The organism is Sphingomonas sp. CCH5-D11 (genome assembly GCF_001557395.1).
GTDB lineage: Bacteria > Pseudomonadota > Alphaproteobacteria > Sphingomonadales > Sphingomonadaceae > Sphingomonas.
Map to the genome: position 1 here is coordinate 1 of NZ_LSKH01000272.1, position 17,280 is coordinate 17,280.

Sequence of the window (17,280 nt, forward strand, 5' to 3'; positions counted from 1 at the left end):
ACAAATATCTGAATGGCGGGCCGGGCGCGCCGGCCTTCCTTTATGTCGCGCGGCGATGGCAGGAGCGGCTGCGCTCGCCGATGACCGGCTGGATGGGCCATGATGCGCCGTTCGACTTTGGCGACGATTATGCGCCGGGCGCGGGCATGAAGCGGTTCCTGTGCGGCACGCCGCCGATCCTTGGCATGGCGGCGCTTGCGGCGGGGCTGGATACCTTCGAGGGCGTGGCCATGACGGACGTGGTTGCGAAGAGCCGGTCGCTCGGCGACCTGTTGATCGCGGGCCTAGAGCAGCGGTGCGCCGGCGCGGGCTTCACGCTGGTCACGCCGCGCGATCCCGATGCGCGGGGCAGCCATGTCAGCGTGGCGCATGACCATGCGTGGGAAATCTCGCAGGCACTGATCGCGCGCGGCGTCGTCGGCGACTTTCGCGCGCCGGACGTGCTGCGGCTCGGCCTGACGCCGCTTTACACCGCGCACGAGGATGTATGGCGCGCGGTGGAGATCCTCGCCGAGGTGATGGAAAGCGAGGCGTGGCGCAACCCGGCCTATGCGGAGCGCGCGGCGGTGACGTGATCGCGCTTAAGAGAAGGCGGCGCTCGGATTTGACCCAGGCTGCTGGAAGCACGTCCCCGGCGAAGGCCGGGGGCCAGGTGGGAAGGCGTCGTCAATATGCGGTATGCCTGCCGGCTCTATCGCGCAACCGCGTCCGGCCTTCGCCGGGGAGGCGGATCAAACTGGCCGGATCAAACCCTAACCCTGGAGCGCCTTGATCAGCGCCGCCTTATTCATCGTGGAGCGGCCCTTCACACCTTTGGCGCGGGCCATCTCCAACAGCTCCGCCTTGGTGAGGTCGGCGTCGCCATGCCGGAATGGCGCCGTCTTGCGGGCGACATCCGCCGGCTGCGCCGAATGCTGCTTGCCCTTCCTCGTGTCGCGTCGCTTCTTGGCGGTGGTGCGATCATAGTCGCGGTCGGTCAGCGCCTCGCGCGCCTTCTTGGGCAGATATCGCTCGCCGCTGTCCTCGCTCTTCCGGCCCGAGCGGGTGCCCCAATCCTCCTTTGTCCATTGGTGAAGGCTGTTGTCAGCGTCCTTCTTGCCGCGATAGCCGCCGCCCGCCTTCTTATATTCGGCAACGGCAAGCTGCGCCTTGCGCGCTGACCATTCGCCCTTGTGACCGCCCTTGTCGCCGGCGGTCACCTTCACCTTCACCTTTTCCCAAAGCGCGGGATCGTCGCGGTCGGCGGTGTCGCTCATCATCGGATCCTTTATGGCGCGAGGCGCTCGGCCTGTGCCTCCGCCAGGATCACGGCGAACAGCCCGTCGGGGTCGGTCCATTCTGTCAGCGGCGTCCACCCGCCGGCGCGCAGGAGGATCCGGGCATCGCGCGGGCCGTATTTGTGGCTGTTCTCGGTATGGATCGTCTCGCCACCCGTGATCGAAAAGGGGCGACCCTCGACCTCGAATGACACGTCGCGCGTCGCCTCCAGATGCATTTCGATGCGCGCGCGATCATCATTCCAGATCGCGCGGTGGCGAAAGGCGTCGAGCGGGATCGTGCCCTCCAGCTCGCGGTTGATGCGGGCCAGCAGGTTGCAGTTGAACGCCGCCGTCACGCCTGCCGCATCGTCATAGGCGCGGATCAGCACGGCTTCGTCCTTGATCCGGTCCATGCCGATCAGCAGCCGTGCCCCCTCGCCAAGCGAGCCGCGCATCGCCCGCAGCAGATCCACCGCCGCGCGCGGCATCAGGTTGCCAATGGTGGAGCCGGGAAAAAAGCCGAGCTTGGGCGCATCGGCGATGGTGCGCGGCAGATCGACCAGCCGGGTGAAATCCGCCTCGAACGGCAGCACCAGAAGGCCCGGGTAACGATCCGAGAGAAGACGCGACGATTCGCGCAGCATGTCGCCGGAAATGTCGATCGGAACATAGGCGCTGGGCTGCACGGCATCGAGCACCAGCGGTGTCTTGGTGGAGGAGCCGGAACCGAATTCGACCACCGCGGCGCCCGGCGGAACCTGCGCGGCAAGCGCCGGCGCGATCCGCTCAAGCAATGCGGTTTCGGTGCGCGTCGGATAATATTCCGGCAGGCGGGTGATATCCTCGAACAGGTCCGACCCGCGGCGATCGTAGAACCATCGCGCGGGGATGGCGCGGGGGCGAAGCTCAAGCCCGTTCAGCACATCCGCGCGGAACTGCGGATCGGCGAGGGACGCCTGGCCGTCCTCCATTTCCTGCTTCAGCATTGGCTTCCTTCCTGTTCGTGCCGCATGGACGAGGGAGCGATAGGCCCAGCCTCCTGCCGGCTGGTGTCAGCGATCGCGGGCGAGCCGCACGCCGGTGAATTGCCAGCGCTGGTGAGGGTAGAAGAAGTTGCGGTAGGAGGCGCGCGCATGGCCGCGTGGCGTGGCGCAGGATCCCCCGCGCAGCACGAACTGGCCGCTCATGAACTTGCCGTTATATTCGCCGACCGCGCCATCCGCTGCGGAAAAGCCGGGATAAGGGCGATAGGCACTGCCGGTCCATTCCCACACATTGCCGAAGAAAGCCGGGGCATCGAGGGCAGGGCGCGGCTCGATCGCGCGCGCCTCGTCAAGCTGATTGCCCCCGGCCGGGTCATGGTGGGCCGCGGCCGCTTCCCACTCCGCCTCGGTTGGGAGGCGGGCGCCTGCCCAGCTTGCATAGGCGTCCGCCTCGTAGAAGCTGACATGGGTAACCGGCGCGGCGGGATCGATCGGGCGGCGGCCGTCCAGCCCGAAGCGGGTCCAGACGCCGTCGCGCTCCTCCCAGTACAGCGGGGCGGCGATCCGCTCGCGCTGCAACCACGCCCACCCGTCGGCAAGCCACCAGCGCGGCTCGCGATAGCCGCCATCGGCGATGAAACTTTGCCATTCGCCATTGGTGACAGTGCGATCGGCGAGCGAATGCGGCGCCAGCAGGGTGCGATGGCGCGGCCCTTCGCAGTCAAAGGCGAAACCCTGGCCGTCATGCCCGATCTCGACCACGCCTTCATCACGATCGATCCAGCCGATCGGGCCGGGCATCGCGACCGGCACCTTCGGGGCGGCGGGCCACATGGCGGGCTCGAGCGGGTTTTCCGAAAAGAGGTGGAGAATGTCGGTCAGCAGCAATTCCTGATGCTGCTGCTCATGATGGCAGCCAAGCTCCACCAGATCGCGCACCGCATCGTCGAGGGTTGGCATGGCGGCGATCAGCGCCGCATCCACGGCCGCGCGATAGGCCATGACCTCCGCCAGGGAAGGGCGTGTGATCATGCCCCGGCGGCCGCGCGCGTGGCGGCGCCCCTCCGCCTCGTAATAGCTGTTGAACAGGAACGGGAAGCGCGGATCGTGCAGGCGATAGCCGGGCACGTGATCACGCAGGATAAAGGTTTCGAAGAACCAGCTGGTATGCGCCAGATGCCATTTGGCGGGGGAAGCATCGTCCATCGACTGAACGGTGGCATCGGCATCGCTGAGCGGGGCGACCAACGCCTGGGTCAGCGACCGGACACGGGCAAATTGCGCGGCCAGATCATCGTGCAAGGGGGCTTCGCGCGGCTGCATCGCCTGTTGGACCTTCCACCATGATCGCCGGGGCGCCAACGCGCGCAGACGAGGACAGTGGAAAGGTGAACGCCCTTCCCGACCATCCGCTAACCGTGATCAGGGGTTAACCAACAGCCGGCCTTTTGGTTCATCATGCGGCGCGATGCCGCGGGTGAGATCAGGTGCGTCCGGCAGAGAACAGCAGCACGACCACGATGATGACGGCGAGCGCCTGAAACAAGATACGCTGCTGCATCATCTTGTTCGACTTGAGCTGGCTCTGGGTCGGCCCGGTGGCGCCGGTTCCCCGCGCCTCCGCGCTGGCGTTCTGCAGAAAGGCGACGATGCCGCGCACCAGCGCGACGAGCGTCGCAATCAGCGCCGCTACGAGGAGGATGACCAGAAAGGTTTGCATCGTTCCAATTTAGGGATCGCCGGTACCGATGGGAACCCGTCCCGCGCGCAGCTGCGCCGCAAGCGCCAGCCCGTCCGCGCCACGCTCGCGAAGGTCGGCCAGCGCTGGCGCCCCGTGGCGCTTGGCGAGGCGAACACCGTCCGGCCCGGTGAGGAGCGCGTGGTGGTGGTAGGCAGGGGTGGGCAGGCCGAGCAGCGCCTGAAGCAGGCGATGGACATGGGTGGCGGCGAACAGATCCTGCCCGCGCACCACGTCCGTCACGCCCTGCCATGCGTCGTCGATCGTGACGGCCAGGTGATAGCTGGCGGGCGCATCCTTGCGCGCGAGCACGACGTCGCCGGCGGACAGCGGGTCCGCAGCGATGGTTTGGCCATGATCGCGCCAGTGAAGCGGCCCCGCCGCCTGCACTGCGCGCACCATGTCGAGGCGCCAGCAGTGCGGCCGATCGGAATGCTGTTCCGCCAATGACCGGCAGGTGCCCGGATAGAGCGGCTCCGCGCCGTGCGGGGCCGACAGGCTGGCCGCGGCGATCTCCGCTCGGGTGCAATAGCAGCGGTAGAGGAGGCCCATGTCGCGCAACCGGTCCAGAGCGGCGGCATAAGCGGGAAGGCGAGACGACTGATGAACCACCTCCCCGTCCCAGCTGAGGCCGAGCCAGGCGAGATCGGCGATGATCGTCTCGACATGCTCCGGGCGGCTGCGCGTGCCATCGATATCTTCGATCCGAAGCAGGAACCGCCCGCCGGCTGCGCGGGCACGGTCATGTGCTAGGATCGCACTGTACGCATGGCCGAGATGGAGGCGGCCGGTGGGGGAGGGGGCGAAGCGGGTGACGATCACGCGAGGGCATGTGTAGAGGCGGCGGCGACGGGGCAAGCCTTTCGGGACAAGACCAGGGTCCAAGCGACAAGAGGAAGTGGCAGTCGCCACTTTCCTTGCGCCCGGACCTCGGCTTCTATCAGATCGCGCCTGGAACGTATGAACCGGGCTCTAGAACGAGATCCAGCAGGTTCAATCCGGCTTCCCGGAGACTGGATCAAGTCTTGTGCACCGGGATCTAGCGTCCGCTGAAGACCGGTTCGCGCTTCTCCATGAAGGCGGCAACGCCCTCCTTGTGGTCCTCGGTCGCCATCAGCCGGCGGATCGTCTCGATCGCCCATCCGCCAAGCTCACGCGGATCGCCATAAGCGGCGCGGCGCAGGCCTTCCTTCATGTAGCGCAGTGCCAGCGGCGGGTTGGCGGCGATGCGTGCGGCGAGCGCCCGGGCCCGCGCCATCAGCTCGTCATGCGGCACCACCTCGCGCACCAGGCCGATCCGCGCCGCTTCCGCCGCGTCGATCACGTCGCCGGTGAACAACAGCTCAGCGGCCTTGGCCGGCCCGACGATGGAGGGCAGGCGATAGAAGCCGCCGACATCGCACACCAGGCCGCGCTTGATGAACAGCTCGGCGAATTTCGCCTTTTCCGAAGCGAGGCGGATATCGGCATAGAGCGCCAGCTCCATGCCCCAGCCGACCGCAGCGCCATTCACGGCTGCGATCACCGGCTTGTCGCATTCCAGCGCCGCCATGGCGGCTGGTGTCGGCTGGTGGCGCACCACCGGCGGCGCCTTTCGTGCGGTGAAGGAATCGGGGCCGGCCATGATCTCGGCCACGTCGTCGCCCGAGCAGAAGGCGGGATCGGCGCCCGTGACGATCACGCAGCGCACTTCCTCGTCGGTCACCGCGCGCCGGAATGCTGCCTCGAGCCGGGCATAGGCATCCCAGTTCAGCGCGTTGCGCCGTTCCGGGCGATTGAGCGTGATGGTCGCGACATGATCAGCGACCTCGTAGGTAACAGTTTCGGTCAACTATCCTCTCCCCTTGACCCGGTGATTCGCCGGCTGTCATCATGGCGTCATCGCTTGACGCGACATCGCGCCAAAACACGGTATCGAAGGGGGGCTTACTTGTTCCATCCCGATCTGATCCGCCATCCGGACGCGTGCCCGACGCTCGTTCTGAACGCCGACTATACGCCTTTGTCTTATTATCCGCTCAGCATCTGGCCATGGCAGACGGCGGTCAAGGCGGTGTTTCTCGACCGCGTCGATATTGTCGCCCATTATGAGCGAGAGGTGAGAAGTCCCACCCAGGCGATCCGATTGCCATCGGTGATCGCGCTGAAACAATATGTGAAGCCGTCGCAATTCCCGGCCTTCACCCGATTCAACCTGTTCCTGCGCGACCGCTTCGCCTGTCAATATTGCGGCACCCATGTGCGCGACCTGACATTCGACCATGTCGTGCCGCGCGCACAGGGTGGGCGTACGACATGGGAAAATGTCGTTACCTCCTGTTCCCCCTGCAATCTGCGCAAGGGCGGGCGGACGCCCAAACAGGCCGGCATGCCGCTGCATATCGAGCCGATCCGGCCGACCAGCTGGCATTTGCAGGAACATGGCCGCAGCTTTCCGCCAAACTATCTCCACGAAACGTGGCACGATTGGCTCTATTGGGACGTTGAGCTGGAAGCCTGATCTTGAGGGAGGTTAACTGGGGATGCGATCGTTGATGATGCTGGCGGCGGCCGGGACGCTGCTGGCAGCCTGTGGGGCGCGCGAGGAAGAGCAGGATGCCGCCCTTGCCAATAACTACACGCCGCCCACGGTGACTTCGCGGCTGGACTTCGGTGGCGAGATCGAACGCCGTTTCCACCGCGCGGACATGAACGGCGACGATCGCGTCACTGCCGATGAGCTGCCCGAACGCTTGCGCCCGATGATCAAGCGCGGCGATGCCGACAAGGACGGCGGGCTCGGCCCGCAGGAATGGGGCGACATGCTGCTGAACTGGTTCGATCGCAACGACCTGAACAAGGACGGCACGCTGACCAGCGAGGAGCGCGACACCTATCGCGAACGCCGCCGCGCCGCGCGCCAGGCCCAACCTGGCGAAACTGCGCGTTGACGGCGATGGTCGACGGCATGCAGCATGGCGGCATGAGCGCGCTTCCGTCGATCACCAACAATGATGACATCCGCTATCTCGGGCGCGTCCTGGGGGATGTCATCCGGGCCCTGGGCGGGGAGCGACTGTTCGCCGCGACCGAGGCAATCCGATCGGCATCGGTGGAGCGGCATCGCGGTGCCGGGATCGCGGTGGACCACCATCTGGAAGCCTTGTCGCTCGACGAGACGCTCGATTTCGTCCGTGGCTTCATGCTGTTCTCCATGCTGGCGAACCTTGCCGAGGACCGGCAGGGCATCACGGCGGAAGAGGGGGCGGATGTCGCCTCCGCGCTTGATCGGCTGGCGGGAGAAGGGGTCGACCGCCATGCGGTGCTGGCGCTGCTCGACCATGCGCTGATCGCGCCGGTGCTGACCGCGCACCCCACCGAGGTGCGGCGCAAGAGCATGATCGACCATCGCAACCGAATCGCGGAGCTGATGGCGCTGCGCGATACGGGCGTGGAGGAAACGCCGGAAGGCGATCGTATCGACGAGGCGATCGTGCGCCAGGTGGCGTTGCTGTGGCAGACTCGCGTGCTACGCCGCGAGCGGCTGTACGTGACGGACGAGGTGGAAACCGCGCTCAGCTACCTGCGCGACGTGTTCCTGCCCGTCATTCCGGCGCTGTACCAGCGTTGGGACCGCGCAATGGGGCGGCGCCTGCCGAACTTCCTCAAGCCCGGAAGCTGGATCGGCGGCGACCGCGACGGCAACCCCTTCGTGACCGCCGAATCGCTGAAGGTGGCGCTCGCCAAGGCGGCCGGCGCGGTGATCGGCTTCTACCTCGATCAGCTGCACGCATTGGGCGCGGAACTGTCGATCTCCGCCTATCACGCACCCGTGGACGATGCGGTGATCGCGCTGGCCGAGGCGAGCGGCGACGATGCGGAGAGCCGCAGCGATGAGCCCTATCGCCGCGCCTTGTCCGGGATCTATGCCCGGCTCGCCGCCACGTACCGGAAGCTGGTGGGCGCCCGTCCGCCCCGGCCGGCGGCGCGTGAGGCGGAGCCTTATTCCAGCCCGACCGCCTTCCGCGCCGATCTGCTCGCCATGGGCCATGCGCTGGCCGAGGCGGGCGGCGGGCTGCTGGCGAGCGGGGGCGTGATCGGTCGCCTGATCCGCGCGGTGGAGGTGTTCGGCTTTCACCTCGCCACGCTCGATCTGCGGCAGAACAGCGCCGTCCACGAACGGGTAGTGGGCGAATTGCTGGCGCGGGCCGGCGTGTGCGACGATTATGCCGCGCTGGACGAGGACGCGCGCGTGTCGCTGCTCAACCGGGAGCTTGCAACCGCGCGGCCGCTGGCCAGCCGCTTCATCACCTATTCCGAAGAGACCGCCAAGGAACTGGCGATCGTCGCTGCCGCGGCCGAGGCGCATGCCACTTACGGAAACGCCTGTATCCGCCAATATATCGTTTCCATGTGCACCTCCGTCAGCGATCTGCTGGAGGTGCATCTGCTGCTGAAGGAAGTGGGCCTGTATGTGCCCGGCGATCCGCCGCAGGCGCATGTGATGGCGGTGCCGTTGTTCGAGACGATCGGCGACCTGGAAGCAGCGCCGGGCATCATGAAGGCCTGGTTCGCGCTGCCCGAAGTGGCGGCGATCGCGCGGGCGCGCGGGCATCAGGAAGTGATGATCGGCTATTCCGATTCCAACAAGGACGGCGGTTATCTCACGTCCACCTGGCAGCTTTCCAAGGCGTCCACCGCGCTGAAGCCCGTGTTCGAGGCCGCGGGCGTCGGGATGCAGCTGTTCCACGGCCGTGGCGGCGCGGTCGGGCGAGGCGGTGGCTCCAGCTTCGCCGCGATCCGCGCACAGCCGCCCGGCACGGTCCAGGGCCGGATCCGCATCACCGAGCAGGGCGAGGTGATCGCCGGCAAATATGGCACGCGGGAAAGCGCGATCACCAACCTGGAGGCGATGGCCTCGGCCACCTTGCTCGCCAGCCTGTCGCCTGCGCCGCTTTCCAACGCGGAGAACGAAAGCTTCGCGGGCGCGATGGACCGGCTGTCCAATGCGGCCTTCCACGCCTATCGCGATCTTGTTTACGGCACCGAAGGCTTCAACACCTTCTTCCGGCAGATGACGCCGATTGCAGAAATCTCCGAACTCAAGATCGGAAGCCGCCCCGCCAGCCGCAAGAAATCCGCCAAGATCGAGGACCTGCGCGCCATTCCCTGGGTGTTCAGCTGGTCACAGGCGCGGGTGATGCTGCCCGGCTGGTATGGCGTCGGCCAGGCCATCGCCGCGTTCGAGGACAAGGCGCTGCTGGCGGAAATGGCCGAGGGCTGGCCATTGTTCGCCGCCACGCTCGCCAACATGGAAATGGTGCTCGCCAAATCCGACATGGGCATTGCCGAGCGGTATGCCAGCCTGATCGAAGACGAGAAGCTTGGGCAGCGCATCTTCTCCCGCCTGCGCGACGATTGGCAGATGACGCATGACGCGCTGCTGGAAGTGACGGGGCAATCGCGGTTGCTGGAAAAGCATCCGGCGCTGGACGCCTCCATCCGCCTCCGCCTGCCCTATATCGAGCCGCTCAACCTGCTGCAGATCGAACTGATGCGGCGACACCGCGCCGGTGAGGATGACGCGCGCATCGCGGAGGGCATCCTGCTGTCGATCAACGCCATCGCAACTGCGCTGCGCAACTCGGGCTGATTTCATCGGCCTTGTCGGCGGTTGCACCAACTGTGCAGCCATGCGCGGCTCGTTTTGCTGTTGCGAGTTATTCGCGATTGTTCTAGCCGAACGCCAGAGGGCGGCTGATCTCAGCGCGCATTTGGGATCGGCATGCAGGCCAGCGACGTGGAAGCGACGGGTGAACAGCGGCTGGCGGGGGAGCTGTCCCGCACGGCGCCGGTCGGTCGCGCCGCCACAGCCCGGCCCCAGATGGATAGACCCAAGAAGAAAAAGAAGATCAGCGCCTTTTGGCTGAAGCAATTGCACAGCTGGCACTGGATCAGCGCGGCGGTGTCGCTTGCCGGCATGTTTCTCTTCGCAATCACCGGCATCACGCTAAACCATGCGGCGACGATCGGAGCGGAGCCGCAGGTCACGCGCGCCGAAGCAACGCTGCCGCCGCCGGGCCTTGCGGATCTGCGCGGGGATCACCCGGCGAATGCGCCGCTGCCCGATACCGTTTCCCGCGCGGTCGCCGCCGCGGTCGCGCTTGATCCGGCCGGGCGTGCAGGGGAATGGACCGACGAGGAGGTCTATGTCGCCATGCCCGGACCGGGCCGCGACAGCTGGGTCAGCATCGACCGGGAAAGCGGCGCGATCACCGCGGAGACGACGTGGCGCGGATGGATCTCCTACCTCAACGATCTCCACAAGGGCCGCAACACCGGCGATGCCTGGTTCTGGTTCATCGATCTGTTCGCGGTCGCCTGCATCATCTTCACGCTGACGGGCCTGCTGCTCCTGCAGCTTCATGCCCGGCATCGTCCGTCCACCTGGCCGCTGGTCGCCACGAGTGTGCTCGTGCCGTTGCTGCTGGCCCTGTTCCTGATCCATTGAGGAGCCTTCGCGAGCCCATGCGCCCAGCCTATCTGCTTCTTGCCGGCGCGGTCAGCGCGCCTGCCGCCGCCCAGACCGTCAGCGTGACGGTGCCGCGGCTGAAAGTCGCCGAATATCACCGCCCCTATGTCGCCGGCTGGCTGGAACCGGCCGCGGGTGGCCCGGCGCGCACCGTGTTTGTCTGGTATGACGTCAAGAAGGGCGGAGCGGAGCCGGGCACCAAGTGGCTGGCCGATCTGCGTAGCTGGTGGCGCAAGGGCGGGCGCACGATGAAGCTGCCGGCCGATGGCGTCAGCGGCGCGACCCGGGCGCCGGGCACCTATCAAATCCCGCTGCCCAAGGGGCTCACCGCCGGCCAATATGTGCTGAACGTCGAGGCGGCGCGCGAGACCGGCGGCCGAGAGCTGGTGCGGGTGCCGATCACCGTGCCCGGCAAAGGCGGCACCGCCGCCGGCAGCACCGAGCTTGGCTCCGTCACCGTTCGTTGAGGAAGATCACCATGCGCCTGAAGACCATCCTGCTCGCCGCCGTGGGTGCGGCCACGCTCGCCGCTCCCGCCCTGGCGCACCGCCAGTGGCTGCTGCCGTCCACCACCACATTGTCCGACACCAATCAATATGTGACGGTGGACGCCGCGGTGTCGAACGACCTCTTCTACCCGGACCATGTCGCCATGCGGCCCGAGCAGGTGAAGGTGTGGGCGCCGGACGGCAGCCCGGGCGCGATCGAGAATGCAGCGTCGGGGCGTCATCGCACGACCTTCGACGTAAAGGTCGACAAGCCGGGAACGTGGAAGATCGGCACCGAAATGTCGTCGGTCATGGGCAGTTTCCAGCTGAATGGCGAAACGTGGCGTGTCGGCGGCCGGCGTGGTCCGCCGCAGGCGGCGGGCGCACCGCGCGCGCGGAGCGTGGCGACGCCGGCGGAAATCCCGGCCGGCGCGACGGACGTGAAGCTCACCGAAGTCAGCAGCCGCAATGCCATTTATGTCACGGCCGGCGGCCCCAGCGACGGCGTCTTCAAGGCCACGGGCAAGGGGCTGGAGATGCAGCCGATCACCCACCCCAGCGCGCTGGTGTCGGATGAGGAAGCGCAGTTCCGCTTCCTGATCGACGGAAAGCCTGCCGCCGGTGTTGCCGTGACGGTGGTACCGGGATCGAAGAAGTTCCGGGAAAGCGAGGCGGTGCAGGAGCTTACCACGGGCGCCGACGGCGTGCTGCGCGTCAAATGGCCGCTTGCGGGCATGTATTGGATGAGCGCCACCAAGACGGACGCCAACGCCAGCACGCCGCGCGCGACCGAGCGCCGCATGACCTTCACCACCACGCTTGAGGTCCCGGCACCCTGACCTGAAGCCATGGCTGCCCCCGACAGGCCGGTTGGGCAGCCAAGGCTGCTGGTGCCGGACATCGATCCCACCGCGCTCGCCGGGTGGAGCCCCGACCTCGCCATGGTCGAGCTTGGCGGCGCCACCATGGGTACGCGCTGGCGGACGCTGTTCGCCGCGCCCCCGGCCCTGGATCCCGTCAGCCTGAACCATGCCGTTGAACGGCGGCTGGAACAGCTGGTCGGCGAGATGAGCCACTGGTCGCCGGATTCGGTGATCAGCCGGTTCAATTGCGGCGCGCCCGGATGCTGGGCGACGCTGCCGCCCGACTTTGCGGCCGTGATCGCGGCGGCGCTGCAGGTGGCTGAAGCTTCCGGCGGCGCCTTCGACCCCGCGATCGGTCAGCTCGCTGATCTGTGGGGGTATGGGCCCGCGCCCGTCTCCCGTCTTCCCGACGAGCAGGCAGTGGCCGCCGCGCTTGAATGCGGCGGATGGCGCTCCCTGTCGTTCGACCCGGCAGCGCGGCGCCTGCGGCGTGGCGGCGACGTGCGGCTCGACCTGTCTGGTATCGCCAAGGGCTATGCGGTGGATTGCCTGTCCGCCGTGCTGCTGGCGCATGGCGTCGGGCACAGCCTGGTCGAGATCGGCGGCGAGTTCGTCGGGCGAGGGATGCGGCCGGACGGGGACCCGTGGTGGGTGGATCTGGAGGCGCCGGGCGCACTTGCGGCGCCGCTGCGGCTGGCGCTGCACCAGCTGGCAATCGCTACCTCGGGCGACTACGTGCGCGGCCGACACACGATCGATCCGCGTAGCGGCCAGCCGGTGGCGCATGCCCTTTCGATCAGTGTCGTCCATCGTTCGGCGATCTTCGCCGATGCCTGGGCCACGGCCTTGGGGGTGGCCGGACCGGACGAGATGCACCGGCTGGCGGAGGCGCATGATCTGGCCGTGCGTGCGCTGATCCGGCGGCGGGACGGCATCACCGAATGGTTCAGTCCGGCCCTGTCGCGCATGCTGGTGGACTGACGCGGCGCTCGCGCGGCCGTGCCATCGACGGCACGGACCTTCAATGCCGGTCGCCGCGTTGAACCCGCCATGATCGGCCGGCTCGCATCTGCTTCGGACCCGCGCAGCGCGGCGCGGGAGGCGTTTGCCGCGGCACTTGCCAGCGTCGACCCTGACGGCACGATCGCGATCCTATCCCACTTCGATGCGGATGGCCTGGCCGCCGCCGCCGTGCTCGCGCGGGCGCTGGAGCGCGCTGGCCGGCGCCATGAAGTGCATCTCACCGGAAAGGGCGAGACGCCCTGGGATCCTGCGGTGGCAGCGCGGCTTTCCGCCGGCAACCCCGCCGCGCTGATCGTCGCGGATCTGGGCACGCGCGCAGAGCCGGTGCTGCCCGGCTGTGCCACGGTGATCATCGACCATCATGTGCCGACCGGCGAGCCGGCGGACGCGATAACCATCAGCGGCAACGGCCTCTCGCCCGAGCCGACCAGCGCGCTGCTGGCATGGTGGGCGGCTGCCGCGCTGGGCGATGTGGACGACCTGCTCTGGCTGGCGGCGATCGGCCTGATCGGCGACATGGAGCAGGGCCGCGACTTCATCGAGCTGCAACAGGCGCAGGCGCGCTGGGGCAAGACGGCGCTGCGCGATGCCGTGTCGCTGATCAACGCGCCGCGCCGCACCGCGGCGGCGGATGCCGGGCCGGCCCTGCGCCTGCTGCTGCGCGCGGATGGGCCAAAGGCGATCACCAAGGGAACGGACGCCGATGCCGAGGCACTGCGGCTGGCAAAGGCAGAGGTCCGTGCCGCCATGGACGAAGGCAAGCGCGAGCCGCCGCTGGTGGTGGGCGACGTGGCGCTGATCGCGCTTGACACGCCGTGCCAGATCCATCCCCTGGTGGCGCAGCAATGGCGCGGGCGGCTGAAGGACAAGATCGTCATTGCCGCCAATCGCGGTTATCGCCCCGGCTGGGTCCATTTCGCCGCGCGATCCGCCACCGGGCGCAACCTCATCGATTTTCTCGCCGGCCATCGGCCCGCCAACGCGGACGGCCGGTACGGCAATGGCCATGCGCAAGCCACGGGCGGCGCCCTGACGCTGGCCGACTGGAACAGCTTCGAGCGCGGGCTCGGCATTCCTCAGGCACAGGTGCTTTCATGACTGACAACAGCCGCCCGCTCCGCCTCGGCTTTCCCGTCAAGGTGATGGGAAAGCCCGGCCTGAAATCGGGCGATACGCGCCGCTGGCAGAAGAACCCGCATCTCAAATGCTCCCTGGAGCTGCTCGATACGGTGCTGGACTATCTGCATGGCGAGAAGCTCGACATGTACCGCCTGTCGTCGGACATCGCGCCCTACGCGACCCATCCGGACATGCCACAGTTTCACAACATGGTGGCCGAGAGCGATGCCGAACTGCGCGCGTTCGGCGCCAAGGCACGGTCCTATGACATCCGCCTGTCGTTCCACCCGTCGCAATATGTGCTGCTGAACGCGCCCAATCCGGAACTGACGAAGAAGAGCATCTGGGATCTGTCGAGCCAGGCGGAGATGCTCGACCGGATGGAACTGGACGACGAAGCGGTGATGATCACCCATGTCGGCGGCGTCTATGACGATCACGAGGCGAGCCGCGCCCGCTGGATCGAGGGCTGGGAGCAATGTCCCGAGCATGTGAAACGGCGGCTGGTACTGGAGAATGACGACATCCGCTTTTCGGCGGCGGACGTGCTGTGGATTCATGAACGCACGGGCGTACGCTGCGTCTTCGACTACCAGCACTTCTGGTGCCTCAATCCCGAGCGGCTGGACATGCGCGACACGCTGGAGCGATTCCTGGCGACATGGCCGGCCGGCGTGCGGCCAAAAATTCACTTTTCCTCGCCGCGCACCGAAATGCGTGAGGTGAAGCAGAAGATCACCGCCAAGCAGCGCGCCGATGCCAAGGCGGGCAAGGGCCGCGCGAAGAAGGGCGAGGTGCTGAAGGCGCCGGTAAAGACGACGGCGCGCGTGAAGACGGTGCTGCGGCCGCCGATCTGGACCGGCCATGCCGATTTCACCAACCCGTTCGAGTTCGCCACCTTCATGCGGATGGCGGACGGGCTGTTCTTCGACGTGATGATGGAGGGAAAGGCAAAGGACCTGAGCCTGCTCCGGCTGCGGCCCGACCTCCTTCGCTTCGCGCCCGACGTGGCGGCACGCTTCGGCATCACGCAGGAGGACGCGGCCGCCTTTGCCGCCGACGAGGCGCGGCTTGATAGCGGCGTCAGCGCCGATGACGAGCCGGACGTCGACGAAGGATTGATGGCAGCGGAATAGCCGGCCCATGCGTTGGCCGATCGGGGATCAGGAGGCGTTGATGGACATCAGGAAACTGCCGCCGGGCGAGCCGGCACCCAGCGATGGTGACTGTATCCGGATCCAGGAGCTGGAGGATGGCCGCTTTCGGCTGAACGGATCCGTGCTGTTCCGCTGCGGCGATACGGACGCGGCGGAGTCGGTGTCGCTGGTCGGCGGCGATCTTTATGCCAGCTATGACGACGCGGAATCGGCCGGTCTTGCCTGGGCCAACGAGCATTGCGCGGAGACGCTGTTCGTCAGTCGCTCCGACGGCAAGGCGCCGCTTCCGGACGTGACCTGACCGGCCACGACGCGCCGGTTCACTCCTCGGCCGAGCCGAAATCCGATGCGTTGCGCCGTGGCCCACCGTCGCCCTTGCGGTTCAGCGCCTGGCGAACGCGGTCGAGGAGATCGGTACGGCGATAGGGCTTGCCCAGCACGTCCAGCCCGCTGCGCAGCGGGCCGTCCGCCACCAGTTCCTCGTTATAGCCGGTCGTCATCAAGACCGGCACGTCGGGTGCGATCTTGGCAATCTCCTGTGCCAGCACGATGCCGTTGATGCCGCCGGGCATGACCAGATCGGTGAAGACAAGGTCGATCGACCCGTCCGCCGCGGCCTGGAACGACGCCAGTCCGTCCTCGCCGGTCTCGGCAGTAGTGACGCGATAGCCGACTTCCTCGAGGATCTCGCGCGCGAGGGCGAGAACTTCAGGACTGTCCTCGACCACCAGAATGTGCGCGCCCGACGTGCCGGAGCCGCTGGTTGGCTGGCCGCTCGGCTGCGGATCGGATGGCAGGTCATGTGCGTCGTGCGCCGCAACGGGGAACAGCATCCGAACGGTGGTTCCCTGCTGCGGCGTGCTCTCGATTTCCAGTCGCCCGCGCGATTGCTGCACGAAGCCGCTGGCCATGGCGAGGCCCAGCCCCGTTCCCTTTCCGACCCCCTTTGTCGTGAAGAATGGTTCGATCGCGCGTTCGATCACCTCGGGCGTCATGCCTTCGCCCTCGTCGCGCACCTGCACGGCGACATACTCGCCCGGCGAGAGCCCGCGCGCGGCGGCATCGCCGTTTAGCTTTATGCGTGCTGTCGACAGCTCGATCACCCCGCCGGTCGGCATCGCATCCTTGGCATTGAGGGCGATGTTCAGCACCGCCATCTCGAATTGCTGCGGATCGAGCAGCGCCTTGGGCAAGCCGCGGCGGAGGCTGAAGTGCAGCTCCACCTTTCGGCCGAGCGCGCTTTCCATCACATCGGCGAAGCTGTTGAGACAATCGCTGACGTCCACTGGCCGGGGATCGAGCCGGGTCTTGCGCGCGAAGGCCAGCAACTGGCCGGTCAGCTTCGCACCGCGCTCGGCCGCGCCGCGCGCGCTTTCCAGATAGCGTAGCACGCGTTCGTCCGTGCTGCGCGCCTGCGCGAGCTCGAGATTGCCGTTCACTACCTGCAGCAGGTTGTTGAAATCGTGCGCCAGCCCGGCGGTCAACTGGCCCACCGCCTCCATCTTCTGCGCCTGCAGATAGGATCGCTCGGTCTCGCGACGCCGCGTGACGTCCAGCTGGCTGGCGAAGAAGTAGAGCAGCTTGCCCGAGGTGTCATAGACCGGGCCGATGAACACCGCGTTCCAGAACGGCGTTCCGTCGCGCTTGTAGTTCAAGATCTCGAGTGCGATCGACTGGTCCGCCGCCACTGCATTGCGCAATTCGGAGATGCTGTCGGGATCGGTGCGCGCGCCCTGAAGGAAGCGGCAATTGCGGCCAAGGACCTCCGCTTCCTCGTACAGCGTCAGATCCAGGAACGCCTTGTTGGCGAAGACGATGGGATTGTCGGGCTGATGCGGATCGGTGAGGATCATCGGCATCCGCGTCATTTCGATCGCCGCGAAGAACACGTTGCCGCGACTGTCCAGGCCCGGTTCGGTGATGGTGCTTTCGCGCCAGTGCCGCTTGCCGTCGCTGCTGGTGCCGAGCGGCTCGTGCCCGCCTACGTCCATCGCGCCCTCGGCCGGAACGCCGGCGCTCTGGCCATCGCCTTCGACGTCAATGATGCTGTTCTCGGAGTCCTTGTCCGCCACGTCGTCTTCCGAATGTCTGCAAGTGCCGGCCGTGTACCGGGCGGCGGTTTGCATTAGAAGAGTTTCA

18 protein-coding genes are annotated in these 17,280 nt (G+C 67.0%); 11 read left to right on the plus strand and 7 right to left on the minus strand.

All coding sequences use genetic code 11. The features are described 5' to 3' along the window. The coding region (locus AX702_RS22675; RefSeq protein WP_443026308.1) for a kynureninase/PvdN C-terminal domain-containing protein at positions 1-575 on the plus strand (575 nt) is incomplete at its 5' end. Positions 576-752: 177 nt separating this feature from the next. On the opposite strand, the gene AX702_RS16740 is transcribed toward AX702_RS22675, so the two are convergent. The 6 genes from AX702_RS16740 to AX702_RS16765 all read right to left on the minus strand — a co-directional run bounded on the left by AX702_RS16740 (position 753) and on the right by AX702_RS16765 (position 5,811). Then, a complete protein-coding gene (locus tag AX702_RS16740) occupies positions 753-1,256 on the minus strand; it encodes a hypothetical protein (protein ID WP_066781483.1) in 504 nt (167 codons plus the stop codon). Positions 1,257-1,267: 11 nt separating this feature from the next. Further along, on the minus strand, positions 1,268-2,245 hold the full coding sequence (gene egtD, locus AX702_RS16745) for an L-histidine N(alpha)-methyltransferase (protein WP_066781442.1): 978 nt from the start codon (positions 2,243-2,245) through the stop codon (positions 1,268-1,270). A gap of 66 nt (positions 2,246-2,311) precedes the next feature. After that, positions 2,312-3,565 carry an ergothioneine biosynthesis protein EgtB gene (gene egtB, locus AX702_RS16750; protein WP_066781444.1) on the minus strand — a complete coding sequence of 418 codons (1,254 nt, stop codon included), beginning with the start codon at positions 3,563-3,565 and terminating at the stop codon, positions 2,312-2,314. 160 nt (positions 3,566-3,725) lie between these two features. Then, a complete protein-coding gene (locus AX702_RS16755) occupies positions 3,726-3,962 on the minus strand; it encodes a twin transmembrane helix small protein (protein WP_066781445.1) in 237 nt (78 codons plus the stop codon). A gap of 9 nt (positions 3,963-3,971) precedes the next feature. Next, a complete protein-coding gene (gluQRS, locus tag AX702_RS16760) occupies positions 3,972-4,802 on the minus strand; it encodes a tRNA glutamyl-Q(34) synthetase GluQRS (RefSeq protein WP_066781446.1) in 831 nt (276 codons plus the stop codon). Positions 4,803-5,019: 217 nt separating this feature from the next. Then, positions 5,020-5,811 carry an enoyl-CoA hydratase/isomerase family protein gene (locus AX702_RS16765; protein ID WP_066781447.1) on the minus strand — a complete coding sequence of 264 codons (792 nt, stop codon included), beginning with the start codon at positions 5,809-5,811 and terminating at the stop codon, positions 5,020-5,022. 99 nt (positions 5,812-5,910) lie between these two features. Between AX702_RS16765 and AX702_RS16770 the strand changes: the two genes are divergently transcribed. The 10 genes from AX702_RS16770 (at position 5,911) to AX702_RS16815 (ending at position 15,442) form a co-directional block, all read left to right on the plus strand. Next, positions 5,911-6,480, plus strand: coding sequence for an HNH endonuclease (locus AX702_RS16770; protein ID WP_066781449.1), 570 nt, complete (start codon positions 5,911-5,913; stop codon positions 6,478-6,480). A 22-nt stretch (positions 6,481-6,502) separates the two neighbouring features. Continuing rightward, a complete protein-coding gene (locus tag AX702_RS16775; RefSeq protein ID WP_066781451.1) occupies positions 6,503-6,910 on the plus strand; it encodes a hypothetical protein in 408 nt (135 codons plus the stop codon). A gap of 32 nt (positions 6,911-6,942) precedes the next feature. After that, positions 6,943-9,612: a phosphoenolpyruvate carboxylase gene (ppc, locus tag AX702_RS16780; protein ID WP_156455552.1), complete on the plus strand. Its 2,670-nt coding sequence runs from the start codon at positions 6,943-6,945 to the stop codon at positions 9,610-9,612. A 231-nt stretch (positions 9,613-9,843) separates the two neighbouring features. Continuing rightward, positions 9,844-10,470, plus strand: coding sequence for a PepSY-associated TM helix domain-containing protein (locus AX702_RS16785; RefSeq protein ID WP_066781487.1), 627 nt, complete (start codon positions 9,844-9,846; stop codon positions 10,468-10,470). Positions 10,471-10,487: 17 nt separating this feature from the next. Beyond that, on the plus strand, positions 10,488-10,958 hold the full coding sequence (locus AX702_RS16790; RefSeq protein WP_066781453.1) for a DUF2271 domain-containing protein: 471 nt from the start codon (positions 10,488-10,490) through the stop codon (positions 10,956-10,958). Positions 10,959-10,969: 11 nt separating this feature from the next. Then, on the plus strand, positions 10,970-11,818 hold the full coding sequence (locus AX702_RS16795; RefSeq protein ID WP_066781455.1) for a DUF4198 domain-containing protein: 849 nt from the start codon (positions 10,970-10,972) through the stop codon (positions 11,816-11,818). Between the two features lie 9 nt (positions 11,819-11,827). Further along, complete coding sequence (locus AX702_RS16800; protein ID WP_156455554.1) at positions 11,828-12,823, plus strand: FAD:protein FMN transferase; 996 nt, start codon at positions 11,828-11,830, stop codon at positions 12,821-12,823. 69 nt (positions 12,824-12,892) lie between these two features. Continuing rightward, positions 12,893-13,963, plus strand: a complete 1,071-nt coding sequence (locus tag AX702_RS16805) for a DHH family phosphoesterase (RefSeq protein WP_066781457.1) — start codon at positions 12,893-12,895, stop codon at positions 13,961-13,963. Then, positions 13,960-15,120: a UV DNA damage repair endonuclease UvsE gene (gene uvsE, locus AX702_RS16810; protein WP_066781459.1), complete on the plus strand. Its 1,161-nt coding sequence runs from the start codon at positions 13,960-13,962 to the stop codon at positions 15,118-15,120. The genes AX702_RS16805 and uvsE overlap by 4 nt, the downstream gene beginning before the upstream one ends. A 40-nt stretch (positions 15,121-15,160) precedes the next feature. Then, positions 15,161-15,442, plus strand: a complete 282-nt coding sequence (locus tag AX702_RS16815) for a hypothetical protein (RefSeq protein ID WP_143058565.1) — start codon at positions 15,161-15,163, stop codon at positions 15,440-15,442. A 19-nt stretch (positions 15,443-15,461) separates the two neighbouring features. On the opposite strand, the gene AX702_RS16820 is transcribed toward AX702_RS16815, so the two are convergent. After that, complete coding sequence (locus AX702_RS16820; protein WP_231731915.1) at positions 15,462-17,213, minus strand: PAS domain-containing protein; 1,752 nt, start codon at positions 17,211-17,213, stop codon at positions 15,462-15,464. Between the last annotated feature and the right edge of the window lie 67 nt (positions 17,214-17,280).